We start from the raw sequence: 25,483 nt of genomic DNA on the forward strand, positions 1-25,483 counted from the left end.
AGAGGCTACGGAGGTCGTTGCTCTTTTGACCGGCAATCGGCAAATCGGTTAAGCAGAGTTTCAGTCTAGGTGCGGAGCTGGAAGGAAACCGGATGGACGCAATCACGCGCATGCGCTGTTTTATTCAAGTCGTCGATTCAAATGGATTTTCTGCTGCCGCCAGAGAAATGGGCCGCTCCAAGGCGCTGGTTTCAAAATATGTCGGTGAACTGGAAGACGAGCTCGGTGTCCGGTTGTTGAACCGGACGACCCGCCAGGTCTCAATGACCGACGTTGGCGAGGCCTACTACAAGGAAGCCGTCGAGATCCTGCAGAGGATCGACGACCTTCAGGCGTCCGTTCAGTCTTCTCACCAGGAAGTGCGCGGAAGGCTCAGGGTTTCCGCGCCAAGGTCGCTCGGCGACGATATGTTGAACAAGGCGATGATGGAATTCCTGGCTCTCTATCCGGAGATCAATCTGGATCTGCGCCTGGAAGACCGGTTTGTCGACCTGGTGGAAGAAGGTTTCGATGTCGCCGTCCGGGTGACGGAAATGGAAGATTCCAGTCTGATCGCCAGGAAAATCGCACCTTTCCGAACCGTGCTGTGTGCCAGCCCGGAAGTGATTGAGAAATATGGTGTGCCGAAAGTTCCGGCAGATCTTGCGACACGGCCATGCATCATCGATACCAATTACCGCTTCAAGCAGAACTGGGCGTTTCGGGTCGGTGGAGACCGGGTTTCAGTAACGGTCAAAGGGCCTTTGGAGGTCAACAGCGCCTCTGCAGCGCGCGAAGCGGCATTGTGTCATCTCGGGTTTCTCAGGCTGCCGCTGTTTTTTGTTTATGAGGAGGTTCAGGCCGGGAGGCTCGTGCCGCTCATGGAGGAATATGAGGATCCGCTGCGCGGGATTTACGCGGTCTATCCGCACCGCCGACATTTGAGTGCGAAAGTGAGGGCATTCGTTGACTTCCTAGTTGAATGGTCCGCCAGGAGGCCGACTTGCTAGGTCGAATTACAGTATTCCTACGGTGGTTATTTGGTTCAATATGACTGTTTTTCCGTAATATTTGTTCTTTCTTTCCTGATTAATTTCAAAATTGAAAATGTTGACTTGCATTTTCAATGTGCAGCTTCCAAAGTTCGACTATGGATGATGCTCAAAAACAAATCGCAGCGGGCCTGGAGCAAGTGTTCTGGAGCAGAGGATTTGCAGAGCCCAGTGTTCCCGATCTGCGGGCCGGCGTCGGCGTCAGCATGCGAACGCTTTACCGTCACTTTCCTTCACGTGAAGCCATGATCCTGGGGGCGTTGGAATACCGTCACCAGCGCTACCTGAAATATGTTCGCGAGGGCGTGAGCGCTCCTGGACTGGCGGCAGCCGAGCAATTGTTCGACAAGCTTGGTGGCTGGATGCGAATGACTGAAGGCAAGGAGTGTTTCTTCCGTCAGGCGCTCGCTGCCAACCCGGACAGCGCGGACATCGAAACCACGGTCAAGCGTCACAAGGGCGAGTTGCTCGATTTCTTCGGAGAACTCAGCGGGCAGGACGCGTTTGCCTCAACGCTCTACATGCTGCACGAAGGCGTCACCTCCTGCTATGCGGAGATGGGTGAAAGAGCAGTCGAGGACGCCAAGAAGATCGTGCGCCAGATGTTTCAAAGGGCCAACGAAAAACGGCATTCCTGAGACTTCAGACAAAAAGCCAAAGAAAACGGCGGCCTTGGCCGCCGTTTGAACGATGAGGTCAATGGGGCGAAATCAGTCCTAGAGGGACAGAGCCAGTCTTTCTTCTGCCATTGTGTCAGCAACCTGCTCAGGCGTCGTTTCTTCGCGTGCCGCGCGCTCGAATATCGTTGAAAGCGTGTCACCGATTGCAAGGGTTTTTTCCCTGACCAATGTGTCGCTGCCACCCGGTGTCGCCAGTGCAATCGAGATTACGCCTCCGGCGTTGATGGCATAATCAGGAGCATAAAGAATGCCCCGTTTTCTCAGAGCCACGCCATCCGCGGGGGTTTGAAGCTGATTGTTGGCTGCGCCGGCAACGATGCGCGCCTGAATTTGCGGAATGGTGCGGGCATTGAGGCCTGCTCCCAAGGCGCACGGAACGAAGATGTCGGCAGAAACCATATGTGCTTCAGCCGGATCAACGGCAGTCGCCCGGAAGTCTTCGATCGCTCGCAATACAGCAGGTGCATGAATGTCGGAAACGATCAGCTTCGCACCTGCGTCATGCAATTGGCGGGCAACGTCAAATCCCACATGACCCAATCCCTGGACAGACACTGTCTTGCCGGCAAGATCCGCGCTGCCAAAAACATGATGGGCAGAGGCCTTGATGCCTTCAAACACTCCAAGAGCGGTGTAGGGAGACGGGTCGCCTAAACCGGTTGCGCTTGTGCCGCGCACGTGATCGGTGTGCCTGGCGACTGCTTCCATGTCGTCCGGCGAAACGCCGACGTCCTCGGCGGTAATATAGGTGCCTGACAGACGTTCGACATGACGCCCGAAGGCTTCCATCATCTCAACGGATTTTTCCTTGCGCGGATCTGCCATGATCACGGCCTTGCCGCCGCCCAGATCAAGCCCGGCCAGTGAATTCTTGTAGGTCATTCCCCGGGAGAGACGCAGGGCGTCAGTCAATGCATCCGCAGGATTTTCATACGGCCAGACACGGCATCCACCCAGGGCAGGGCCCAGGGTGGTGTCGTGAACCGCTATGATTGCGCTCAGGCCGGTTTCCTTGTCCTGGACGAAGACGATGTTTTCGTGTTCCCCCATTTCCGGATGATCGAAAACGGCGCTGTGATGAACAGATGTGTGCAAGGCGTTCATTATTGGCTCTGTCAGGTGATTGTCGTTACAAATATTTTAGTCTCCCAAGGCGAAATATTGTCTCTTTTCTCCTAACAAGAGAAAGCTATGGGAAATCAATGTTCCGATTATCTGGAGATATTGTGAAATTTATTCCTGAAAGCTTTTGCGGTGCGAAACCTGCCGGGCCATCTTCCTGCCGTCTTCTATGGGCAAGGGCTGATGGAGCATGTAAGTGTATTGCATCTGATCGAATGGAATTTGTTGGTGCGCGGTAATCTTGCAAGATTTCTGAACTTTGCCGGGGCAGGTGCAAGCCGTGTTTGCGTCTGCGTTGCAACGCTGTTGATGATGGTAACCGGCGCGTTTGCGCATCCTCATGTATTTGTCGAGGCAAGGTCACAGCTCGTTTTCGACGACAGCGGTCAGGCCGTTGCCGTCAAACACGTTTTTCGGTTCGATGATGCCTTTTCCGCATTCGCCATCCAGGGGTTCGACACCAATGGCGACGGCATCTATTCCCGTGAAGAGCTCAGCGAACTGGCGCAGGTCAATATCGAGAGCATGGCCGACTTCGGCTATTTCACATTTGGTGACAATACCCGCGTCGAGTTCGATTTCGACGCGCCGACGGATTACTGGCTCGAGGTCGCGAATGTCTCTCTGAGGGATTACTGGGTGATGAAGCCGGAGGACTTCGAAGCCATTCAGGAAGATATCGAGATGAATGGCGGGACTGCTCCAGAAGCGGTTGATCTCCTCGAACTTCACTTCACGCTGCCATTGAAAGAGACGAGCGACGCAAAGAATACCATCACGATCGACGTTTACGACCCGACTTATTATGTCGATTTCCGTTTCAGCGAACTGGAAACCGCTGTCGGGGTCGTCAATGCTCCGGGAACCTGCCAGGTGACCCGCAAGGGGCCGCCGCCTCTGGATGAAGCGACTGCGTATGCTTTGGCCCAGATAGGCGCGGATCAACGAGATCTGCCACCGGAGTTGCAAACCGCAGCGGCGACGCAGGTCAACCAGTTGATCGTGAACTGCGCAGATGCAGGAGCTCTTGCTGCCGTCGCCAAACCAGATGAAGGTGCACCTCAGTCAGCTCATTCTCCTGGAAATTCGGATCAGAGCGCCGAGCCTGTTCAGGCCGAGGGAGTGCTGGACAGTGAGAATTCCAGAGCTGCGGACGTCGCCGAAAGGTTTGAAACCACGGTTGCTGTCATTGAAGCGTCCGACGCGCCGGTCGTTCAGGTCAGTGTGTTCGATCGGGTTTTTGGAACGATTGCGAGCAAGCAGAAGGAATTTTACCAGGAGCTGGTTGCCAGCCTGAGAGCGTTTCGGAGCAATCCGAATGCCTTTTGGCTGCTGGTTGGCTTGTCCTTTGCCTATGGCGTGTTCCATGCGGCCGGTCCGGGGCATGGCAAGGCGATCATCACATCTTATGTGGTTGCGAATAACGAAACCCTGCGCAAGGGCATCATCCTGTCCTTCGCGTCTGCCTTCGCCCAAGCCGTCACGGCAATTGTTCTGGTCGGGGGTCTCGCGGTGGTCTTCAACCTGACGAGTATCGCGATCCAGGATACGGCCCGCTGGTTTGAAATCGGTTCATACGTTCTGATTACCGGTCTAGGCGGATGGTTGCTCTGGCAAAAGGCGGGAAAACCGTTGTTGATGGGCCTTGCGGAACGCCTCGGGAGCGACCGGCTGGCGCTTGCGGGAGCTGGTACTCAAAGTCATTCCCCTCATGATCACCATCATAGCGGTCACGATCATGGCCATCATCACCACGGACATGATCATCACCATCACGATGTCGGACCCGACGGTGTCTGCTCGACCTGCGGTCACGCGCACGCGCCCACTCCGGACATGGTCCAAGGCAAAATCACGTTGGCGCGCGCAGCTTCCATCGTGCTGGCAGTCGGATTGCGTCCCTGCACAGGGGCTCTGGTGGTGTTGGTGTTTGCGTTGTCGCAGGGCATGATCGCAGCCGGTGTCATGTCCACTCTGGCAATGGCCGTCGGAACAGGCATCACCGTGTCGATTCTCGCCGGACTGGCTGTGGGGGCCAAGGACCTGGCTGTGCGACTGTTCGGCGAAGGCAGCCTGATGTCGATCAGAATTCACCGCGCCATAGAAATTCTCGGTGCGACGATTGTGTTTCTGCTGGGGGCGACACTGCTGATTGCCGCGCTTGGTTGGGGCTGACCCGGTACCTTAAAGACCAAGCCGTTTTTCCCGATAAGACCGAACAGCTTCTCCAAAGGCGACGAACAGTTTTCTGGAAGGGCCGTCGGTCATGACCCAGTATTCCGGGTGCCATTGGGTGGCCAGCACGTAGCCCGGACTGTCCCTGACCGAGACAGCTTCGATCGTTCCGTCTTCCGCTTGCGCTTCGATCACAAGACCATTTCCCAGGGTGTCGACCGCCTGACGGTGAAGGGAGTTTACCTCGAAGGGTTCGGCGCCAAGGACTTTTTCCAGGCATCCGCCCGTTGAAACTTCCACCGGATGCGCGATGCGAAAGCGTTCGTCCTGACGATCAGAGGATGGTGCGCGATGGTCGGCCTTGCCGGTAAGCGCCTGAATTTCAGTCAACAGGGTTCCGCCGAGTGCAACGTTCAGCTCCTGCATGCCGCGGCAGATGGCAAAGACAGGGATGCCGCGTTCGATGGCGCGCTTCAGCAATGGCAGGGTGGTCGCGTCCCGGTCAGGATCGTAGGGGCCGTTTTCTTCCGTCGGAGCCTGGCCGTAGAGCTGCGGATTGACATTCGACCGCGATCCGGTGGCCAGTACGCCATCAACCTGATCGAGTGCCGCATCCAGATCGAGTTCGGCGCCCAGGGATGGAAGGATCATGGGGATCGCACCTGATCCCTGCAGCAGCGCATGAAGATAGGTGGAGATTGCGGCGTGCCAGCTGAAGCCGTCAATGGACTTCACATCAGCAGTTACCAGGACGAGCGGTTTGGTCAAGTCGGCCCCCTTGGTTCAGGAGGCTTCAGACGTCTGGAAACGTCTGAAAGCCCCGGCTGAATTCAATCTAGTCCAACAATCCCAGATCCTGCGCGACCTTGTAAAGTTGAGCGGCGTTCTTGTTGCCGACTTTCTCACGCAAGTTGAGACGGTGGGATTCCACCGTGCGAACGCTGATACCAAGTTCCTTGGCGACTTCCTTGTTGGGCTGACCCTTGGCGATTGCGGTCAGAACCTGGCGCTCCCGGTCGGTGAGACCGTAGGGATCTTCCACCGGTGCGGACGTGCTTGCGCCGACGAGGGTCGGTCCAACGGCGGAGGAAAAATAGTATCCGCCGGAGGCGACGCTGGAGATTGCGGTGATCATCTCCGCAGCGGAGATGTCTTTAAGAATGTAACCCCTTGCTCCGGCCTGAACGACACCGCGCACATATTCCGGATTGTCATAGACGGAGAGGATGAGAACCGCGATTTCCGGGCAGGTCCTGCGGATTTCCGTGGCGGCTTCCAGACCGTTCATGACCGGCATGGAAACATCCATGAGCAGAACGTCGGGGCGCAGATCTTGCGCGAGACTGACCGCATCCCTGCCGTTGGTCGCTTCCCCGACAACTTCCAGCTCGGGCACCTTGCGCAGCCGTGCGCGGATGCCGTCGCGAACCAGTTCGTGATCGTCGGCGAGCAGTACGCGAACGGGTTTGCTGATTGTTTGGGTGGAAGGTGAATGCACGGTCATCTATTCATCATGCAGCTTTTGCGGCCGGGTTGTCGAGCGGCATCTGGACTTTTATCCGGGTGCCGCCGGATGCACGTCGGCTAAGGGTCAGCTTGCCTCCATACGTCTCTATCCGCTCTCGCATATTGCGAAAGCCCAGACCACCCGACTTTGGCAGGGGGCGGGGCAGGCCGACGCCGTTGTCTTCAACGGAAAGCACGAGATTCTGCAGGCCGACCTTCAGGCTGATGTTGACTTCGCTGGCCTGCGCATGCCTGGCAACATTTGTCATGCACTCCTGGACGACACGGTAGAGTGCGGTCTTGGCACCTTCGGAAAGGCGCGTGTGGCATTGCTCCGCCGTGACGTTGACTGTGATGCCGGATTGGTTCTGAAATTCCTTGCCGAGGCTTCCAAGGGCCGCTGCGAGACCCATGTCGTCCAGTACGCTCGGCCTCAGATCCCGCGATATTCGCCGAACTTCCGCAATAGTTCCGTCCAGGGTGCTGAGACATTTGGCGGCCTGGGCCTGAAGGTCGGGATGACGATTGGCCTCGCTGTGAATGAGTTCGACACCGTAGCGCACCGACACCAGCAACTGTGAAATACTGTCGTGAAGTTCGGTCGAAACCCTTTTGCGCTCCTGCTCCTGTACCTGGAAAATCCGGTTGGTCAGTTCCTTCAGCTTGCTGTCGGCAAAACGCTGTTCGGAAAACCGCACGCCGGCAATCAGTGAGCCGGCGATGACGATTGCCGCCAGGGTAATCATAAACGTCACGAGCAGGGTCTGACGGATGCTGCGGGAAAAATCGGCGCGAATCGCGGCCACCTCACGAGCGATGTCATCGGTGTAGAGTCCCGTTCCGAGCATCCAGCCCCATTTGTTCAGAAGAATCGCGTAGCCGAGCTTTTCTTCCACGCTTCCGGTGGATGGCTTGTGCCAGACATACTGGTGAAACCCGCCGCCGCTTCGTGCCGCCTGGATCAGGTTGCGGATAACGTAGTCGCCGTCAGCATCCTGCAGGTCCCACCAGTTGCCGCCGATCAGATGCGGGAGCTTGGGGTGAACGATGTTGGTGCCGTCGAGCGTGTAGACAAAGAAATAGCCGTCATAGTCAAAGGTCAGATTGTGCAGGATTTCCTTGACTTCCTCCTGCGCTGCTTCGCGCCCGCCCGGTTCTTCGTTGTAAATCTGTTCGATCGATGTCAAAGCCAGGCTGACATAGTTGCGAATCTCCTGGCGCTTTGCCGCCAGCACTCTCTGCTCGACCGCCCTGGTTTCCGCGCTGATGAGCTCAAGCGATTGATAGTAGGTTGCCGCTCCGATGAGCAGCGAGACCGCGATCAGGGGCAAGATGGTGATGAGCAGCAATTTGGTCTTGAACGTCACGAAATTTGCCCTCTTGTTGCGCTGCCGTCCGCCGAAATTGGATTCTCTTGCGTACATCTCGGTAGTACTACTGAGAAGATGCGCAAAAACACGAATAGCGGACACGTCATCTGGTCAACTAGACATACGCCGAGATCGGTGCAAGGGTGTATTCCGGTCCGATATCAGGTCCGTTTAGGGAGGAAACTAATGGATCGTCGTTCATTTATCAAAAAGGCTGGTTTGGGTGCTGGCGGTATTGCTGCTGGTTCCGCGCTTGCTGCTCCGGCAATCGCGCAAGGCACCAAGGACATGGTGATTGTCTCCACCTGGCCGCGGGATTTCCCGGGTCTGGGTATTCCGGCGCAGCGTCTTGCAGCCCGTATTGCGGAACTGACTGCTGGTCGCATCAATGTTCAGTACTTCGCTGCCGGCGAACGCGTTGGCGCATTTGACTCTTTCGACGAAGTCGCTTCCGGTAACGCTCAGGCCTATATCGGCGCTGACTACTACTGGAAGGGCAAGCATCCGGGCTGGGCAGCGTTTACCGCAGTTCCGTTCGGCCTGACCGTTACTGAAATGGACGCCTGGATCAAGTTCGGTGGCGGCCAGGAGCTCTGGGATGAGCTGGCTGGCGAATTCGGCCTCAAGAACCTTGCAATGGGTAACACCGGCGTGCAGATGGGTGGCTGGTTCAACAAGGAAATCGAAACCGCTGACGACCTCAAGGGTCTGAAGATGCGTATTCCGGGTCAGGGCGGTGACGTCATGGCGAAACTCGGCGCGTCTCCGGTCTCGCTGCCAGGTGGTCAGATCTACGAAAACCTTGTGTCCGGCGCTATCGACGCAACCGAGTGGGTTGGTCCGTTCAACGACTACTTCATGAAGTTCTACGAAGCGGCCAAGTACTACTACTATCCGGGTATGCACGAGCCGGGCGCAATGCTGGCAATGGGCATGAACAAGGCATGGTGGGATGGCCTCGACAAGGTTGACCAGCAGATCATCGTCGCAGCCTGTGCGGAAGAAAACGCCAACACCATGGCGGAAACCAACGCCAACAATGGTGTCTATCTCGCACGCCTGATCAACGAACACGGTGTTGAGCTGCGCGAGTTCTCCGACGAGATCTACGACAGCTTCGGTGAAGCCGCTCAGGAAGTTCTTGAGGAAGCAATGGATCATTCCGATCTTTCCAAGAAGATCTTCGAAAGCTTCATCAAGGCCCGTGCGGAAATCGGCAGCTGGATGGCGATCTCCGATGTCGCCTATAGCAACAAGCGGAACCGCTTCCTCGGCATTCCGGAATAAGCCGGACGGTTTAGCTAGGGGACGGGAGAAATCCCGTCCCTCTTTCTATGTAAAAGACAAAGGGCACTGCCACGATGACGGCCTTGGACAACGTTCAAGACGGCTCGCATGCCATGAATTCCGGTCATACTCCGTCTCCGGAGAGCGCACGTATCTTCCGCCTATTCGGTTGGATCGTGCTTGCGGTCATGGCAGCGTTTCTCCTCAACAACTATCTGACCTACTGGCAGAACCTGCCGGGAATAGCGCCAATCTTCGGTGGCCGGGCCAACGGGTCCCTGCCGCTGTTATGGTCCTGGCTGCAATTGGGTCTGTATGCGGTTTTGGTCATCTGGGCATTTGCCTACGTTCTGCGAAGTGGTCAGACAACGCTTCGCCAAGACAGTCTGAAGATCAGCAACATCAATGCCTTTATCATCCGGGCCGCGTTTTTCGCGGTTCTGATCGTGGGGCTGGTCGATACGGTGATCTCCTTCCTGCGCGTTGAAGGGCTGCTGGCTGACGTGGTCGGGTCCGCTCTGGCTGATGATCTCGGCAAGTCCCGTTTCCGCGGGGCCTATGTACATATGCCTCTGATCGGGCTTTCCGTCGTAATCGCCGCTTTCACGCGAACACTCGGATTTACCTGGCTCGCGCTTCTGGTGGTTGTCGCAGAGCTTCTGATTGTGATCGGCCGGTTCGTATTTTCGTATGAACAGGCGTTTCTGGCCGACCTTGTGCGCTTCTGGTATGCGGCGCTGTTCCTGTTCGCCAGCGCCTACACGCTTCTGGAAGAGGGGCACGTGCGGGTGGATGTTTTCTATGCAGGCATGGCGGCCAAGACCAAAGGTTACGTGAATGCCATCGGATCGGTCGTGCTCGGCATGAGCCTGTGCGCCGTCATCCTGATTATCGGCATGGGCGGCAAGCAGAACATCATCAACAGTCCGATCCTGACTTACGAGGTAACCCAGGCCGGTTTCGGCCTTTACGTGAAATACCTCATGGCAGGGTTCCTGGGTGTCTTTGCCGTTTCCATGATGGTCCAGTTCGTATCCTACTTCATGGACGCCGTCGCCGATATCCGCGGTGAACCGGGCGGCCGGGACCACGACAGCCACACAATTCAATAGAGCCTGACGAGACCGCTTGATATGGAACTTTTCTTCCTTTTCCTTCTAGTCGTCCTGATGGCGTTTGCTCTGGGCTCGGGTTTCCCGGTTGCCTTCGCTCTTCCAGGCTCTGCAATCCTGACCATCGGCATCGCTGCGCTGTCCGGTTATCTCTTCGCTGGAGACACCGCTGCCTACTTTGCCCACGGTGGGGCCAGCCAGTGGCTGAGTGCGGGGGTCACCAACTTCCGCGGAATCTACTGGGAGGCCGAGCGAGATACGCTGATAGCGATTCCGCTCTTCGTCTTCATGGGCATCATGCTGCAGCGTTCGAAGATCGCCGAGGATCTGCTGGTCACCATGGCCCGCCTGTTCGGGCCGGTTCCGGGTGGTCTCGGGATTTCGGTCGTGTTCGTTGGCGCGCTGCTGGCGGCAACAACCGGCATTGTGGGGGCGACCGTGGTGGCCATGGGCCTGATTTCACTGCCCGCCATGCTGCGCAACAACTATTCGGTTCCGCTCGCTACGGGCACGATCGCCGCGTCCGGAACGCTGGGCCAGATCATCCCGCCTTCCATCGTGTTGATCATTCTGGCTGACCAGCTCGCCAGCGCGGTCGATCAGGCCGGATCCCTGCGGACGACACTCTACAAGTCCAGCACCGGCGAGATTTCCATGCCGTCGGATTTCTCGGTGGTGTCGACCAGTGCCGGTGAAATGTTCCTCGGTGCGTTTCTTCCGGGTCTGGTGCTTGTCGGCCTCTACATGCTGTTCATTCTGGGCTTTGCTCTTTTGAACCCGAAGGCAGCTCCGGCAGTTCATGAAGAAGGCACGTTCACACGCAAGTTTGCCGTCAAGGTTCTCATCACGCTGGTGCCGCCGCTGGCTCTGATCTTCCTGGTCCTGGGTTCGATCATTGCAGGTGTAGCAACCGTCAATCAGGCGGGTGCGATCGGCGCCGTAGGCGCCATGATCATGGCCGGCTATCGCCTGCGGGAGGGTGAAAAGGGCGCCTATTCGCCTGCTATTATCGCCATCCTCGCCTTGCTTGGACTTGCGATGGTGATCAGTTTCATCGGAGCGGTGAACATAAAACTGATCGAGACCAGTCAGGACTTGCTCGGACTGGTGCTTGCGCTGATTGCCGTGTCGCTGTTGCTGATCGCAATCTTCTGGTCCGGCTGGCGGACTTTGAAGCTGGAAGACACGCTGCGCGGTGTGATGGTGGAGACCGCCAAGACCACGTCGCTTGTCTTCATCATCCTGCTGGGTGCCGCGATGCTGACCTCAGCGTTCCGGGCCTTTGGCGGGGAAGAGCTTGTCAAGGAATTCCTGCAGGGTTTGCCAGGCGGTTTCTGGGCTCAGTTCCTGATCGTGATGCTGGTGATCTTCATCCTGGGATTCTTTCTCGACTTCATCGAGATCGCCGTGGTTGTGGTGCCGATTGTTGCCCCGATCCTGCTTGCGGATCCGTCCGCCAACGTTACCGCGGTCTGGCTCGGCGTCATGATCGGTCTGAACATCCAGACATCGTTCCTGACGCCTCCCTTCGGTTTCGCGCTGTTCTATCTGCGCGGCGTTGCACCTGCAGTGGTCAAGACCATCGACATGTATAAGGGCGTGATTGCCTTTATCGCGCTGCAGCTCGTGGCGCTTGGCATTGTCGGCTTCTATCCTCAGCTGGTGAATTACCTGCCGAACCGCTCGACGCTTCTGTCAGAAACGGCACCTCCGCCGAAGAACCCGCGCCTTCAGTACTGCATGGAAACGCTCATCTACGAGGACTTCCAGCAGAATGGCGACAGCGTTCTGGCGGCAATCCAGGCGGCGGAAAACATCGACATGAGTTTCCTGCCGGAAGACCTGCAGAAGGACATGGCCAAAGGATTCGAAAAGGCCCGTGAAGCCCTGCCGTTGATGCAAACCATCAAGGATGCCGAAACCCAGGTTGCGGCCGCTTCGGGGGCTTACAAGCCGGTTCACGTTCAGGTGCGTGCGCTGGAACGCGATGCAAGGCGCATAGACGAGCACATCAAGGAGCTTCAGGTCATTGTCGACAGGTCGGGTCCGACCGGCATCTATTCACCCGAACAGGGTGAGCGGGCCAAAGCGCGGATTGAAGACCTTCAGGCCGAGCATGATGCGCTTCTCGCCGAGATCCCGTCCGACTGGGACGACACTTATGGTGAGTTCGCCAAGATCCAGAAGGCTGAAACCTCGGCCCGCCAGAGCTACCGCCGGACGGTGGACCAGGCCTATGAGCCTGTGCTGGAACTGAAGGCGATCCTGGCAGATGCGGAAAAGGTTGCGGCGCTGAAGCCCGAGCTTGAGGAACTGAAAAACCAGGTGCCGCAGCTTGAGCCGAAAGCCGCCGTCGATGCGATCGCCGCCATGCGTTCCAAGGTGGGTGAAGCGGAAGGCACGGGCGATATCCGCAAAGGCCTGAGCGATGCCCGCAAAATCATGCGCAGCCGGCAGCCGAATGCGGAAGAGGCCCTGGCCGAGATCGACAAGTCGATCGCCGCCCTGGATGCCGATCTCGCCTGGCGTGAGCGGGCGGCAGCGGAGATCCTGCCGCAGCTCGAAGTTTACGACGCTGCAGTGGTAAACAATATCGGACTGCGCGCCCAGAGCCGCCTGCCTACCGGTATGGCCCTAGACGTAGCCGCCTGTCTCTCAGACCACAGAGATATTTCTCTGAGCTTCTAAGAGGCCGGTCCTGAAACAGAAAAAGCGGGAAGAGAAATCTTCCCGCTTTTTTTGTTAGAAAGAGACCAATTCGCGATGGCTGGCCGACCGATTTCTTCGCGAATCCTCCCCGAAGAGCACCCGGAAAAAAGCGATCCGCAGATCAGCTCACTCCCACCGGACATCACATGAGAGCATATAGCCGGAGCCATAAATGGTTCGGATATGAGCAGGGCCGTTCTTGCGGTTCAGCTTCTTGCGAATGCGTGAGATGCGCACGTCTATCGAACGATCCAGGCTTTCGTCCCGCCCGCCATGTTCCAGAAGATAGTCCCGCGTCAGGACGCGTTTGGGTGCGCGCAGCAATGCTTCCAGCAGCGTGGCTTCGCCGGTCGAAAGGAACGTTTCTTCGCCCTCCGGTGTTGTCAGGCAATGAGAGGAGGGTTGATAGATCCATCCTTCGAAGCGAGCCAGTTCGTTTCCTGTCGAGGCCTGCCCCTGATCTGAGGAACGGCGCAGAATGGAACGGATACGGGCAACGACCTCACGCGGGTCGAAGGGTTTGACCACATAGTCATCTGCCCCAAGTTCCAGGCCCATCACCCTGTCGGTCGCATGTCCGCGTGCCGAAAGCACGATGATCGGCACAGATGACTGGCGACGGATTTCGTTGATCAGGGCCATGCCTTCCATGTCCGGCAGGCCGAGGTCGATGATGCAGGCATCGGGTGTCCGCGTGCCCAGGGCCGCCAGCACGGAAGCCGCGGTGGAAAAGACTTCTCCCTCGATGTCGAACTGGTCCATCGCTTCCTGAAGAAGCTGACCGATTTCAGGTTCGTCATCGACAATGAAAACCAGTCGTTTGGCCGCGTGGGCTGAGCGTGTCTGCAAGGTGGTCCTCAAGTGCTCGGGAAGAGAATTTTCTGCAGGGTATCTGCCAGTTGATCATCTGCAAACGGTTTCGCCAAGACCGGAAATTCACTGTAGTCATCCTGTCCGGCAAGCGCCGACCAGTCCGCGTAACCGGACATCAGCGCGATGCCTAGATCCTGCCGTTTCTGGCGGATCTCTCGGGCAAGCGCCAGACCGTTCATCTGTCCCGGCATGATGATGTCGCTGAGCACGGCTCGCAGCTCGGGCAGCTCAAATGCCAGATTGCGTGCGTCTTCCGCGCTTTCGGCGCGCAGCACCGTGTAGCCGAGATTTTGCAGCTGATCCGTGACCGTGTTGGCGACGTCCGGATCATCCTCAACCAGCAGAAGAAGTTCGCCGTCACCGCGCTTCAGATCGCCCCGGCAGGATGTCTCCGAACCATCGAGGCCAGCCTCGTCAAGCGTTTGAAAAGGCAGGAACAGTGCAAGCCGGGTGCCCTTGCCCGGGTCACTTTCGACCTTGATCGCGCCGCCGGACTGGTGAATGAAGCCATAGACCATCGAAAGACCGAGGCCGCTGCCGGTGCCGAAGTTCTTGGTGGTGAAAAACGGTTCGAAGATCCGCAACTTCGTCTCGTCATCCATACCGCTGCCGGTGTCTTCCACGGTAACTTGTGCATACGATCCGCCCGAGAGACCCAGTTCTTCTGCGTCCTGCTTGTTCAACTCGGTCCTGGAAAGGGAGATACGAAGTGATCCTCCGTCCGGCATGGCATCGCGAGCGTTGAAAGCCAGGTTGATCAGCGCCGTTTCCATCTGTGTTGGATCGATCCGTGCGCCAATGCCAACGTCGGACGCATCGGTTTCCAGGGTGATTGTCGAAGGCAACGACCCATCCAACAGCTTGCCTGCACTCGCGATGATCTGTGCCAGCGAAACGGTTTGGGGGTCGATTGCCTTGCCTCGGCTGAAGGCCAGCAGACGCTGGATCAAATCGGTTCCCCGCTTGGTTGCCTCCAGCATGGGTGAGAGCTTCCTGTCGAGCGCATTCTTGTCGATCGGGTCTTCCATCCTGCTGACGGTCAGCAGGTTGCCCATCAGAATTGCAAGCAGGTTGTTGAAGTCATGTGCGAGGCCGCCTGTCAGTTTTCCGACTGCGTCCATGCGCTGAGACTGCACCAACGTTGCCTCTGCCTGTTTTTGGTCGGTTGCGTCCAGCGACAACACGAAGATGCCGAGCGTTCGGCCGTCAACAGTCATGTCGGGTATCAGAGTGGAACGCATAAAGGCGGTGCTGCCGTCGGCCCGTTTGCGCTGATACTCATAGCTGACCGCCTTGCCTTCGAAGGCGCGTTCGATATGTGGGTGGAGTTCCTTGAACAGCTCCTCTCCGACAACTTCCGGGGCAGGGCGCCCGGCAATGGAGGCGACCGACTGCCCGAACCAGTCCGCATAACGGCGGTTGGCGAACCGGAAAACCGGGCCAGGAGACAGATAGGCGATCAGCGCCGGTATGTTGTCGGTCACAAGCCGTAGCCAGTCTTCGCTCTGCCTGAGCGCACGGGTGCGCTCTTCCACCGTGCGTTCCAGCTTCTCCTGCCGGCGACGGTCCTCGGTGACGTCGGAGTAGATTGTCACAAAGCCGCCCTGTGGCAGCGGTGTACCGGAAACGGCGATGATCTGGCCATTGGGCCGAACGCGCTCAAAATAGTGCGGTTCGAACAGCTTTGCCCGTTCGATCCGGCGGGCAATCTTGCCCTCAATGTCGCCAGGTCCGTATTCGCCGCGCTCGGCATTCACCCGGATGAACGCTTCCAGGTGGGAACCACGGCGGATGATCTCCGGGGGCATGTCGAGCATGTCCGACAGTCCCCGGTTCCAGGCGACCAGCTTGAGGTCGCCGTCGAAGACGGTGAAGCCCTGATTGATGTGATCCAGCGCTGCCTGCATCAGATCAAGCTGCGCCTTCAAGTGCTTTGTTTCCTCCATGGCGGGGAGATTAGATCAAAACTTCCGGAGACTGAACTGGAGAAAAGTAGTCTGATTGGGGGAGGGAACTGCATATGCGAGGCTGGACGGCAGGACGTGAACTCAACCCATATTGCACATTGATCAGAAGTATTCTCTTATAAGTGGAAGATATCAATGGGAGACCGATATGAAACGACTTGGCCTCGTTCTCATTTCACTGCTTTTTCCGACTGCCCTGTTGGCACAAACTCCGACCTGCGAGCCGTTCGAGATCGTTTCGCTGGATGGCCGTGTCGTGACGACTCATGACGAAGGCGAAAAAGGCCCCAGCATTGGCGATATCCGGGTCGGTGAACGCATCATTGGTGACAAGGATGGGCGCCCGATCGGTGAGGTTCGCTGGAAAATCTCCCTGCTGGATCCCGATCATGATGGCAAGCCTTCCCACAACCTGCTGCGCATGTTTTTTCTGTTCGACAACGGCAGCATTCTTGCGGACGGTATCCACACGCCCAGAAATGACATTCATGACAGTGCGAAAGTATCGGCACCGAAAACCGAGCTGGTTGTTCTAGGCGGAACGGGTGCGTTCAGGCATGCTCGCGGCGTTATTGATCTGCTCCCGGCAGACGACGGCAATCCTGAACACGTTCGCTATGAGGTCGATATCTCCTGCAAGTGATATGGCATTGTAAGGGATGAGAATCCGTCCGCGACTTTGCGAAAGGCCGGATTGTCAGAGCCTTCTGACGAAATCAGGTCAATCCGCCTAGCGTGTGCATTCTGATCAGTTGACCTGAGAACAGGAAGATAAATGCCGCGGCAGCAAGAAACAGCGCGCGCACGAAGCGTTGTCGTTTTATGTCCCTGAGCTGGGACAGTCTCAGAACTTCGTAGGCGTATTCATTAATCATGTCGCACCGGGCCAGTGACTGCCTGTACCCATCGACGGTCTCATGGTGGACGGTGTCCGGGTACAATACGGATTCAGGCCGCTTTTCCGAATTCGTTTCGAGTTTGGGCGCTGTTCTGCGCGACGGATAGAGCACGTGTCCGAACAAAAGGATCGGAAGTATCACCACCATCCAGGCCAATGCGATGCCGAACAGCCCAATCTCGGATTCGTTGGGAACTAGACGGTCAACCGAATCGACAATTCCGAGGGCAAACACATAACCGACACCGACGATTTGCGCCTTGGTATCGTAAGCTCGAATGGTGGCCTGCACCTCAGCCAATGCATCTCTGAGAATGCTGATTGACTGTTCGCTGCTGAGTGACATCTTCGGGCACCGCATACTTTCTGTATAGACCTGACACTAAACTAACAACGAATGCTGCAATGATCGAATTGAACACGCCAGCTCAGTGCCGGAGATGACGTGGGCAGGTGCTCAAAGTAAACGGCTTTTGCAGGAGTCTCTCCCTGCCTGGTTCCTTGCAAATGTGCTTGGAGACATGGGGCGGGAAACGATGCTCGACGTCAGTCTGAAAAAGGAGACGCAGCCAGTTCATTGATTGCGTTCAAAAGATCTGCTCACCGTCGACCTGCTTGGAAAGAGGGCGATAGCGAGCGGATCCAGCGTGTGCCGGTTGTGGTAGCCTGTTTTTCGCCTTGTCGCTTTTGCGACCTGATCTTCTTCAAGGTGAGAATTGCAGCATGCCGATACTCAAGATTTTCTATGACGACAAACTGGATCCGTTGGTCCGTGCCAATCGGACCCGGATTCAGGAAGGGCTCGAGCGCATGATGCGCGAGGTTCTGTTGGCCGACCCGGATCATTGCCAGGTCATCATGTGCGCATCGATCCATTGCACACCAAAGCCCGTCTATGTGGACATGCAGTTTCGGGCCAAGGAACATCGTACCCGAGAAGTGGTGGCACAGGCGATGGAGGCGATTGCAGAGGTGATGCTGAAGGCGCTCGCTGCCGGTGTGCGCATCCGCGCGTTCGATATCGACCAGGCAATGCTGCATGCCCTGGATGTTGAAGGGGAGGGATGAGATGACGGACATGCCGTCCCAATCCGGTGTTCACATCCGCGACATTGGTTGCTTCTTTGCCGGAGGACGCATCGTGACGCTGACCGGTCAGCCGAAGAGGCAGATACAGGTCGCCAGGAACGGTCCTTCGCGCATGGTTGATATGAACGGCGATTATGTGACCGGCCAGTGCTACGTGCAGTATGTTCGACAAGTGTCGCCGGCGTTCGATGCCCCTGTGATGTTCTGGCATGGTGGGGCAATGACAGGGGTAACCTGGGAAACCACGCCGGACGGGCGTCCGGGATGGCGCAACTTCTTCCTGAATGCCGGGTTCGATACCTATGTCTGCGATGCCATGGAACGCGGGCGCGCCGGATGGTCTCCCTATCCGGGCATTTACAGCTCTGCTCCCATCTTCCGCACCCAGGACGAAGCCTGGTACATGTTTCGTATCGGCGAGCAGGGGTCTTATGTTCACGACCCGTCCGAGCGCAGGCCCTTCCCCGGCAGTCAGTTTCCGGTTGAGAGTTTTGACGCATTTGGAGCTCAGCTCGTACCGCGATGGACGGACCACGGCAGCGAAAGTCTGGAGGCCTACTATGACGTGCTTCGCCGCGTCGGTCCCGTCTGGTTGATTGCACACAGCCAGGGCGGGAACCTGGCTCTCGAGGCAGTCGCATCTCTACCTGAACTTTTCAAAGGTGTGGTCGTGATCGAACCGGCCGCCGCACCGCCCGACATGGGGCACGCGGAGAGAGTTCCGCATCTCTTCGTCTGGGGCGACAACATGGAACGGTTGCCGACCTGGGTCGCCTACCGGCAAGTGGTGAAGGACTACATCGAGAAATTGTCGGGCGCCGGTGGTCGGGTCGATCTTCTGGACCTTCCGGCCGAGGGCATTCACGGCAATTCCCATTTGCCGATGATGGACCGGAACTGTGAAATTGTTGCAGGAAAAATTCTGTCCTGGATCAAGAGCCAGTAGCTAAGTCACAGATAACATTAGCCACTTGAAACTGTCCTGAACTGTTCTTTCGCACATGCAGCGCAAATGAAACAATTCGACATGTTTGACACATATTGCTGAAAATCACCCGGTCTAGCCTTCAATTCAACGGGAACGAGACGAGGATATCGTTTGAAACTTCACAAATTAGCGGTTGAAGGTTCGGGCGGCAGATAGTTTCATACCCGGTGAAAGAACGACCCCTAATAATTGGGGCGCCTTCCAGATCAACCTGCCTTTCCACATGTGCGTGGCAAGTCGGAACACTGATCGACAAGAGATTATTAGAGCATCTGGGCTTGCGTTCCTCCGGACGCAGGATGCTTTAGGGGAAGAAACGATACATGGTAGGGTCGGCCAGCGCTTCACCGCGTGAGGAGGACACCTTTCCGAAAATCCTGATGCAGAATGCGAAGGTTTTCGGGACCCGGACTGCGTTCCGGGAGAAGGACTACGGGATCTGGCAGAGCCGGACGTGGTCCCAGGTGTGTGAAGAAATCCGCGCGTTTTCCATCGGATTGAAAAGTCTCGGTCTGAGTGCCGGGGACAAGGTTGCCATCGTCGGGGCGAACCGGCCACGGCTCTATTGGGCCATGGTTGCGTGCCAGGCGCTGGGAGCTGTTCCCGTGCCCGTCTATTCGGACAGTGTTGCCGAAGAAATGGCCTATGTGCTTGGTCATGCGGAGGTCAAATTCGCCGTCGTCGAAGACCAGGAACAGGTCGACAAGCTCTTGTCGATGTCGGAAGAAGTTCCGAGCCTGACCGACGTCATCTACGACGAGCAGCGCGGGCTGCGGGACTACGATCACACGCATCTGCATGATTATGCCGCCGTGCAGGACAAAGGCCGGGACCTGCTGGCGAAGGATCCCACACTCGCGGGTGAATGGGAAAAAGGTTTTGCGGGCGGCAAGGGCAGCGACATCGCCGTCATGCTCTATACCTCCGGCACCACCGGCCGGCCTAAGGGTGTCATGCTGTCCTTCGACAATCTGGTGATCTCGGCCAGAAACGCCAATGTGTTCGATCACCTGGATGAAACCGAGGAAGTGCTCGCCTACCTGCCGATGGCCTGGATCGGTGACCACGTCTTTTCGCTCGCCCAAGCCTTCACCGCCGGATACTGCGTCAATTGTCCGGAAAGTATGGATACGATCGACACCGACCGGCTTGAGATTGCTCCAACCTACTTCTTCGCACCGCCGCGCGTCTTTGAGAACATGCTGACCCAGATTATGGTACGCATGGAGGACGCCGGAAAAGCCAAACGTGCCATGTTCGACTACTTCATGGGTGTTGCGCGCGAGGTGGGCGAGAAGATCCTGAACGGCGAACAGGTCGGCCTGAAGGAGCGGCTGCTCTACAGGCTTGGCGAATTCTGCGTTTACGGTCCCTTGAAAAACCGCATGGGTCTGACCCGCATGAAGGTTGGCTATACTGCAGGTGAAGCCATCGGACCGGAGATTTTCCAGTTTTATCGGTCACTCGGTCTTAATCTGAAACAGCTCTACGGCCAGACGGAAGCCAGCGTTTACATCACGCTGCAGCCCGACGGCGAGATCTTTGGCGATACGGTTGGCAAGCCAGCGCCTGATGTCGAGCTGAAGATCGAGGAGAATGGCGAAGTCATGTACCGTTCGCCGGGTGTCTTTGTCGGCTACTTCAAGAATGACGAGGCAACCGCAAAAACCAAGACGCCTGACGGTTGGGTTCATACCGGCGACGCGGGCATCATTGCCGACAATGGTCATCTGAAGATCATAGATCGGGCCAAGGATGTCGGAAAGCTGAACAACGGCTCGCTGTTCGCACCGAAATACATTGAGAACAAGCTGAAGTTCTTCCCGAACATCAAGGAAGCGGTCGCGTTCGGTCACGAGCGGGATGTTGCGGCTGTGTTCATCAACATCGATCTGACGGCTGTCGGGTCCTGGGCGGAACGCAACAACGTCAACTACGCATCCTACCAGGAACTGGCGGCCAATCCGGATGTTTACGCCATGATTGAAAGTCATGTCGATCAGGTTAACAGGGACCTGTCGCAGGAGCCGATGATGGCAGGCGCCCAGATCAAGCGTTTCCTGATCCTGCACAAGGAGCTGGACGCGGATGACGGTGAGTTGACCCGGACGCAGAAGGTCCGCCGGTCGTTCATCGCAGAGCGTTACGCTCCACTGATCGAAGCGCTCTATGACGGCTCGTCGTCCAAGCATGTCCGCACGGAAGTGACCTTCGAGGACGGCCGCAAGGGCGCAATCGAGGCAAAGGTCGAAATCCGGGACATGAACGCCTATGACGCGGAGAAGGGCATTCAGGAGGCTGCCGAATGAACGCCTTTGTAACTGACAAGACGCTTTCTCCTGCCGGAAGTGCAGATGAAGCGGAGCGCGAAGAACTGCTGCGCGTCGACAACGTGTCACTGTCCTTCGGCGGGGTCAAAGCGATCACCGACATTTCGTTCGACATCCTGAAGGGCGAGATCCGGGCGATCATCGGACCCAATGGTGCCGGCAAAACGTCGATGCTGAACGTGATCAACGGTTTCTATCACCCGCAGGAAGGTACCATCACCTGGCAGGGCAAGGTCCGCCGCAAGATGAAACCCTACGAGGCGGCCAGCAATGGAATCGCCCGTACCTTCCAGAACGTGGCACTGTTCAAGGGCATGACCACGCTCGACAACATCATGTCGGGTCGTTCGCTGAAGATGCACCGGAATTTCTTCTGGCAGTTGCTGTGGCGTGGCCCTGCGGAACAGGAAGAAATCGAACATCGCCGGAAAGTTGAAGACATCATTGACTTTCTGGAAATCCAGGCGATCCGCAAGACGCCCGTCGGGCGGCTTCCCTATGGACTGCAAAAGCGTGTCGAACTTGGCCGGGCGCTTGCCATGGAGCCGGACCTGCTTCTGCTCGATGAGCCCATGGCGGGGATGAACCTGGAAGAAAAAGAAGACATGAGCCGGTTCATTCTCGACGTGAACCAGGAATTCGGCACAACAATTGCCCTGATCGAACACGACATGGGCGTTGTCATGGATCTTTCCGACCGTGTGGTTGTGCTCGATTACGGCAAGAAAATCGCGGACGGCCCACCCGAAGAGGTGCAGGCCAGCCAGGCCGTGATCGACGCTTATCTCGGCGTGAGCCACTAGGGAGGGACCAGGACATGCTATACGACATTTTCATCGATCCCTTCGTACAGATGTACGACATGCCGGACTTCTTCCTGCAGGTTCTGTGGGAAGGCTTCGTTGCCGGAATTCTCTACGCACTGATCGCACTCGGTTTCGTTCTGATCTTCAAGGCCTCAGGCGTCTTCAACTTCGCTCAAGGCATCATGGTGGTGTTCGCCGGCCTGACGCTGGTCGGCCTCAATGAAAACGGCATACCGGCTTACCTGGCATTGGCGTTGACCATCGTGGTCATGGGCGTATTGGCCTACGGGGTGGAGAGGGTCGTCATGCGACCGCTCGTCAACCAGCCCGATATCATCCTGCTGATGGCGACCATCGGCCTGACCTATTTCCTGATCGGATTCGGTGAATTCGTCTTCGGCGGCGAACCGAAACAGATGATCACCGAGCAACTCGGTCTGCCGACCGGATCGACGGCTATCGAAATGGGTGAGCGCGGGCTTATCATCCTGCAGCATATCGATATTGCGGCAGCCGTGATCGCGGTGATCATGGTGACGGCACTGGGGATCTTCTTCAACAAGACCAGGATCGGCCGCGCGCTGCGTGCAGTGGCGGATGATCACCAGGCTGCGCTGTCGGTCGGCATCTCGCTCAACCAGATCTGGGCCATCGTGTGGTTTGCCGCAGGCCTGGTGGCGCTGGCGACAGGCATCATGTGGGGCGCGAGATCCGATGTGTCCTTTGCGCTGGAGATCGTCGCCTTCAAGGCGCTGCCGGTTCTGATCCTGGGCGGGTTCACATCGATCCCGGGTGCCATCGTCGGCGGTCTGATCATCGGCTTTGGTGAGAAGATCGGCGAACTCTACTGGGGTGGTCTGGTCGGCGGCGGCATCGAGTCGTGGCTTGCCTACATCATCGCCCTGATCTTCCTGCTGTTCCGGCCTCAAGGCCTCTTCGGCGAACGCATCATCGAGCGGATTTAAGGATCTAGCGCCCATGTTTTATCGCGAAGCTGGCCAGTTCAAGACAAGCTACAAGGCGGATCAGGCGCTCATGCCGATCCTGCAGGACCGGATCGGTCTGACGGTCATCCTGGTTGTTGCCTTTGTCGTCATCCCGGCCTTTGCCAATGACTTCTTTCTCACCTCCATCATGATCCCGTTCCTGGTGTTCTCGCTGGCAGCGATCGGCCTGAACGTGCTGACCGGGTTCTGTGGGCAGCTGTCCCTTGGAACCGGTGCGTTCATGGGGGTAGGGGCTTATGCCGCCTACAAGCTGACGACCATCTTTCCGGACGCCAACGTCATCGTGATGGTGCTGCTGTCAGGTGTGTTTTCAGCTGCCATCGGGGCCGTGTTCGGTCTGCCGAGCCTGCGCATCAAGGGGCTGTATCTGGCGGTGACCACACTGGCAGCGCAGTTCTTCCTTGAGTGGTGCTTTATCCGCATTCCGTGGCTGTATAATTACAACGCTTCCGGCGCGATCGAAGTCCCGCACCGTGAAGCCTTTGGTGTCGTTGTCTCCGGTGCGGAGGCCACCCCGATCGTGCGCTATTTCATCGTTCTGTGCATCACGATCGCGATCGCCTACCTGATGGCCAATGTCCTTCGCGGACGGATCGGCCGGTCCTGGATGATGATCCGCGACATGGATATCGCCGCCGAGTTGATGGGTATCCGTCCGTTGCAGACAAAGCTGATGGCCTTCGCCGTTTCGTCCTACATTTGCGGTGTCGCCGGCGCGATGATGGTGTTCTTCTGGCTGAACGCTGCTGAACCTTCATCCTATTCGATTTCGCTGTCTTTCCAGATCCTGTTCATGGTGATCCTTGGTGGATTGGGCAGTCTCGGAGGGGCTTTCATGGGGGCGGCGTTCATCTGGATCCTGCCTGTCTTCCTGAAATTCATTCCGGGTGTTCTCGGCATCGATCTGGCGGCGGAAACGGTTGAACACGTGACCTTCATGATCGTCGGCGCCTTGATCATCTTCTTCCTGATCGTCGAACCGCACGGGTTTGCCCGGCTCTGGCAGATCGGGAAACAAAAGCTCAGGGTCTGGCCGTTCCCTTACTAGGAACACCGGTCCTTTGAACCCGCCATCCGGAAAATGGACCGATCCGGGGAGGAATGGCGCAACAGGTCTGGCGGTGCCGGATGGTCCGGGGCCGCATGGGAGGAGTAATATGAAGAGCATAAAGCAACTTGCGCTGGGAACCGCTGTTGCCGCCGGGGTCGCCATTTCAGGCCTCGCAACAACAGCAGCTCAGGCAGAAGATACCAACTATGTTCCGCTGTTGACCTACCGGACCGGTCCGTTTGCAGCTTCCGGCATTCATATTGCCAATGGCATGCACGACTATCTGCAGATGCTCAACGAGCGCGATGGCGGTATCGGTGGCGTCAAGCTGGAACTGGAAGAATGCGAAACCGGTTACAACGCGCAAAAGGGCGTTGAGTGCTATGAGGCCACCAAAGGCAAAGGTGCGCTGGTCTACAATCCGTATTCCACCGGTATCACCCTTCAGCTGATCCCGAAGGCAGGCGTTGACAAGATCCCCGTGCTTTCCATGGGTTATGGCCTGTCCGCCGCTGCGGTCGGCTCCACTTTCCCGTGGGTGTTCAACGTGCCGGACACTTACTGGGACGGCGCGTCCGTGGTCATCAAGTACATCGGTGAGCAGGAAGGCGGTCTTGAGAACCTGAAGGGCAAGAAGATCGGCTACATCTTCCTGGATGCCGGTTATGGCCGCGAACCGATCCCGCTCTTGGAGCAGCTGGCTGAAAAATACGGCTTCGAGCTGCTGCAATACCCGGTTGGCGTAAAGGAAATGCAGAACCAGTCCTCACAGTGGCTGAACGTGCGTCGTGACCGCCCGGACTACATGGTGATGTGGGGTTGGGGTGCAATGAACCCGACCGCAATCAAGGAAGCTGTGAAGATCCGTTTCCCGATGGACAAGTTCATCGGTGTCTGGTGGTCCGCAGGCGATGACGATGCTGCAGCTGGCGGTGAAGGAGCCAAGGGCTACAAGGCCATGAACTTCTCCGGTGTCGGCCGTGATTTCCCGGCACTTGACGACATCGACAAGTACGTCGTTGGTGCTGGTCTGTCCTCCACCGATGCGGAGACCATTGGCGGCACGCTCTACAATCGTGGCGTTCTCAACTCGGTCATCATCGCCGAAGGCATCCGGACAGCACAGGAGCTGACCGGCAAGAAGGTGATTACCGGCGAGGACATGCGCATGGGTCTGGAAGCCCTGAACTTGGATGAGGCCCGTCTGAAAGAACTGGGTCTTGCCGGTTTTGCGCATCCGATGAAGGTCACCTGCGAAGACCATTCCGGCAGCAACCCTGTCTTCATTCAGGAGTGGGACGGCAAGAAATGGCGTCAGGCGTCGGGTTGGATCGAGCCGATGACCGACCTCGTTCGTCCGCTGCTTGAGCAGGCCGCTGCGGAATACGCTGAGAAAAACGCGCCGTGGCCGAAGCGCACCGAACCCTGCCCGAACTGATAGGCAGTCCGCTCCATCGCGCATCAGGCGCGGTGGAGCCTCTC

Annotated in this window: 21 protein-coding genes; 14 read left to right on the top strand and 7 right to left on the bottom strand. The window is 57.3% G+C overall.

Translation table 11 applies throughout. The features are described 5' to 3' along the window. The first annotated feature begins 92 nt into the window (after nt 1–92). Together ABLO27_RS20335 and ABLO27_RS20340 are read left to right on the top strand one after the other, a co-directional pair. The gene (locus tag ABLO27_RS20335; RefSeq protein ID WP_353035228.1) at nt 93–989 is read left to right on the top strand and encodes a LysR family transcriptional regulator; all 897 of its coding nucleotides are present in this window, start codon (nt 93–95) and stop codon (nt 987–989) included. Nucleotides 990–1,129: 140 nt separating this feature from the next. Continuing rightward, complete coding sequence (locus ABLO27_RS20340) at nt 1,130–1,669, top strand: TetR/AcrR family transcriptional regulator (RefSeq protein WP_353035230.1); 540 nt, start codon at nt 1,130–1,132, stop codon at nt 1,667–1,669. A gap of 78 nt (nt 1,670–1,747) precedes the next feature. Here the strand turns inward: ABLO27_RS20340 and ABLO27_RS20345 are convergent, their stop codons facing one another. Then, nucleotides 1,748–2,815, bottom strand: coding sequence for a Glu/Leu/Phe/Val dehydrogenase dimerization domain-containing protein (locus ABLO27_RS20345; RefSeq protein WP_353035231.1), 1,068 nt, complete (start codon nt 2,813–2,815; stop codon nt 1,748–1,750). Between the two features lie 327 nt (nt 2,816–3,142). Between ABLO27_RS20345 and ABLO27_RS20350 the strand changes: the two genes are divergently transcribed. Further along, nucleotides 3,143–5,008: a DUF1007 family protein gene (locus ABLO27_RS20350; protein ID WP_417714827.1), complete on the top strand. Its 1,866-nt coding sequence runs from the start codon at nt 3,143–3,145 to the stop codon at nt 5,006–5,008. A gap of 9 nt (nt 5,009–5,017) precedes the next feature. Here ABLO27_RS20350 and ABLO27_RS20355 read toward each other — a convergent pair whose 3' ends face one another. The 3 genes from ABLO27_RS20355 to ABLO27_RS20365 all read right to left on the bottom strand — a co-directional run bounded on the left by ABLO27_RS20355 (nt 5,018) and on the right by ABLO27_RS20365 (nt 7,881). Beyond that, nucleotides 5,018–5,776 carry a gamma-glutamyl-gamma-aminobutyrate hydrolase family protein gene (locus ABLO27_RS20355; RefSeq protein ID WP_353035233.1) on the bottom strand — a complete coding sequence of 253 codons (759 nt, stop codon included), beginning with the start codon at nt 5,774–5,776 and terminating at the stop codon, nt 5,018–5,020. Nucleotides 5,777–5,843: 67 nt separating this feature from the next. Beyond that, complete coding sequence (locus ABLO27_RS20360; RefSeq protein ID WP_353035235.1) at nt 5,844–6,512, bottom strand: response regulator transcription factor; 669 nt, start codon at nt 6,510–6,512, stop codon at nt 5,844–5,846. A 7-nt stretch (nt 6,513–6,519) separates the two neighbouring features. Continuing rightward, a complete protein-coding gene (locus ABLO27_RS20365; RefSeq protein WP_353035237.1) occupies nt 6,520–7,881 on the bottom strand; it encodes a cache domain-containing protein in 1,362 nt (453 codons plus the stop codon). Between the two features lie 189 nt (nt 7,882–8,070). Here ABLO27_RS20365 and ABLO27_RS20370 point away from each other — a divergent pair, with 189 nt between their 5' ends. The 3 genes from ABLO27_RS20370 to ABLO27_RS20380 all read left to right on the top strand — a co-directional run bounded on the left by ABLO27_RS20370 (nt 8,071) and on the right by ABLO27_RS20380 (nt 12,971). Further along, complete coding sequence (locus ABLO27_RS20370) at nt 8,071–9,171, top strand: TRAP transporter substrate-binding protein (protein WP_353035239.1); 1,101 nt, start codon at nt 8,071–8,073, stop codon at nt 9,169–9,171. Nucleotides 9,172–9,245: 74 nt separating this feature from the next. Continuing rightward, nucleotides 9,246–10,283, top strand: a complete 1,038-nt coding sequence (locus tag ABLO27_RS20375) for a TRAP transporter small permease subunit (protein ID WP_353035241.1) — start codon at nt 9,246–9,248, stop codon at nt 10,281–10,283. Nucleotides 10,284–10,304: 21 nt separating this feature from the next. Beyond that, complete coding sequence (locus ABLO27_RS20380) at nt 10,305–12,971, top strand: TRAP transporter large permease (protein WP_353035243.1); 2,667 nt, start codon at nt 10,305–10,307, stop codon at nt 12,969–12,971. A 147-nt stretch (nt 12,972–13,118) separates the two neighbouring features. On the opposite strand, the gene ABLO27_RS20385 is transcribed toward ABLO27_RS20380, so the two are convergent. Next, a complete protein-coding gene (locus ABLO27_RS20385) occupies nt 13,119–13,841 on the bottom strand; it encodes a response regulator transcription factor (RefSeq protein WP_353035245.1) in 723 nt (240 codons plus the stop codon). A gap of 8 nt (nt 13,842–13,849) precedes the next feature. Continuing rightward, nucleotides 13,850–15,793 carry a PAS-domain containing protein gene (locus tag ABLO27_RS20390; RefSeq protein ID WP_353035246.1) on the bottom strand — a complete coding sequence of 648 codons (1,944 nt, stop codon included), beginning with the start codon at nt 15,791–15,793 and terminating at the stop codon, nt 13,850–13,852. 187 nt (nt 15,794–15,980) lie between these two features. Between ABLO27_RS20390 and ABLO27_RS20395 the strand changes: the two genes are divergently transcribed. Continuing rightward, nucleotides 15,981–16,475 carry a hypothetical protein gene (locus tag ABLO27_RS20395; RefSeq protein WP_353035247.1) on the top strand — a complete coding sequence of 165 codons (495 nt, stop codon included), beginning with the start codon at nt 15,981–15,983 and terminating at the stop codon, nt 16,473–16,475. A 73-nt stretch (nt 16,476–16,548) separates the two neighbouring features. On the opposite strand, the gene ABLO27_RS20400 is transcribed toward ABLO27_RS20395, so the two are convergent. After that, complete coding sequence (locus ABLO27_RS20400) at nt 16,549–17,076, bottom strand: hypothetical protein (protein WP_353035249.1); 528 nt, start codon at nt 17,074–17,076, stop codon at nt 16,549–16,551. Nucleotides 17,077–17,453: 377 nt separating this feature from the next. Here ABLO27_RS20400 and ABLO27_RS20405 point away from each other — a divergent pair, with 377 nt between their 5' ends. From ABLO27_RS20405 to ABLO27_RS20435, 7 genes are all read left to right on the top strand, one after another. Beyond that, nucleotides 17,454–17,798, top strand: coding sequence for a hypothetical protein (locus ABLO27_RS20405; protein WP_353035251.1), 345 nt, complete (start codon nt 17,454–17,456; stop codon nt 17,796–17,798). A gap of 1 nt (nt 17,799) precedes the next feature. Continuing rightward, nucleotides 17,800–18,765 carry an esterase gene (locus ABLO27_RS20410; RefSeq protein ID WP_353035252.1) on the top strand — a complete coding sequence of 322 codons (966 nt, stop codon included), beginning with the start codon at nt 17,800–17,802 and terminating at the stop codon, nt 18,763–18,765. A 365-nt stretch (nt 18,766–19,130) separates the two neighbouring features. Next, the gene (locus ABLO27_RS20415) at nt 19,131–21,116 is read left to right on the top strand and encodes an AMP-dependent synthetase/ligase (protein ID WP_353035253.1); all 1,986 of its coding nucleotides are present in this window, start codon (nt 19,131–19,133) and stop codon (nt 21,114–21,116) included. After that, nucleotides 21,113–21,940 carry an ABC transporter ATP-binding protein gene (locus ABLO27_RS20420; RefSeq protein WP_353035255.1) on the top strand — a complete coding sequence of 276 codons (828 nt, stop codon included), beginning with the start codon at nt 21,113–21,115 and terminating at the stop codon, nt 21,938–21,940. The genes ABLO27_RS20415 and ABLO27_RS20420 overlap by 4 nt, the downstream gene beginning before the upstream one ends. Nucleotides 21,941–21,954: 14 nt before the next feature. Then, nucleotides 21,955–22,908, top strand: a complete 954-nt coding sequence (locus ABLO27_RS20425) for a branched-chain amino acid ABC transporter permease (RefSeq protein WP_353035256.1) — start codon at nt 21,955–21,957, stop codon at nt 22,906–22,908. A gap of 13 nt (nt 22,909–22,921) precedes the next feature. After that, on the top strand, nt 22,922–23,998 hold the full coding sequence (locus tag ABLO27_RS20430; protein WP_353035257.1) for a branched-chain amino acid ABC transporter permease: 1,077 nt from the start codon (nt 22,922–22,924) through the stop codon (nt 23,996–23,998). 109 nt (nt 23,999–24,107) lie between these two features. Beyond that, entirely contained in the window at nt 24,108–25,439 is a 1,332-nt protein-coding gene (locus ABLO27_RS20435) for an ABC transporter substrate-binding protein (protein ID WP_353035258.1), read from the top strand. The last annotated feature ends 44 nt before the right edge of the window (nt 25,440–25,483 follow it).

It is taken from the genome of Roseibium sp. SCP15, assembly GCF_040329435.1.
Taxonomy (GTDB): Bacteria; Pseudomonadota; Alphaproteobacteria; order Rhizobiales; family Stappiaceae; genus Roseibium.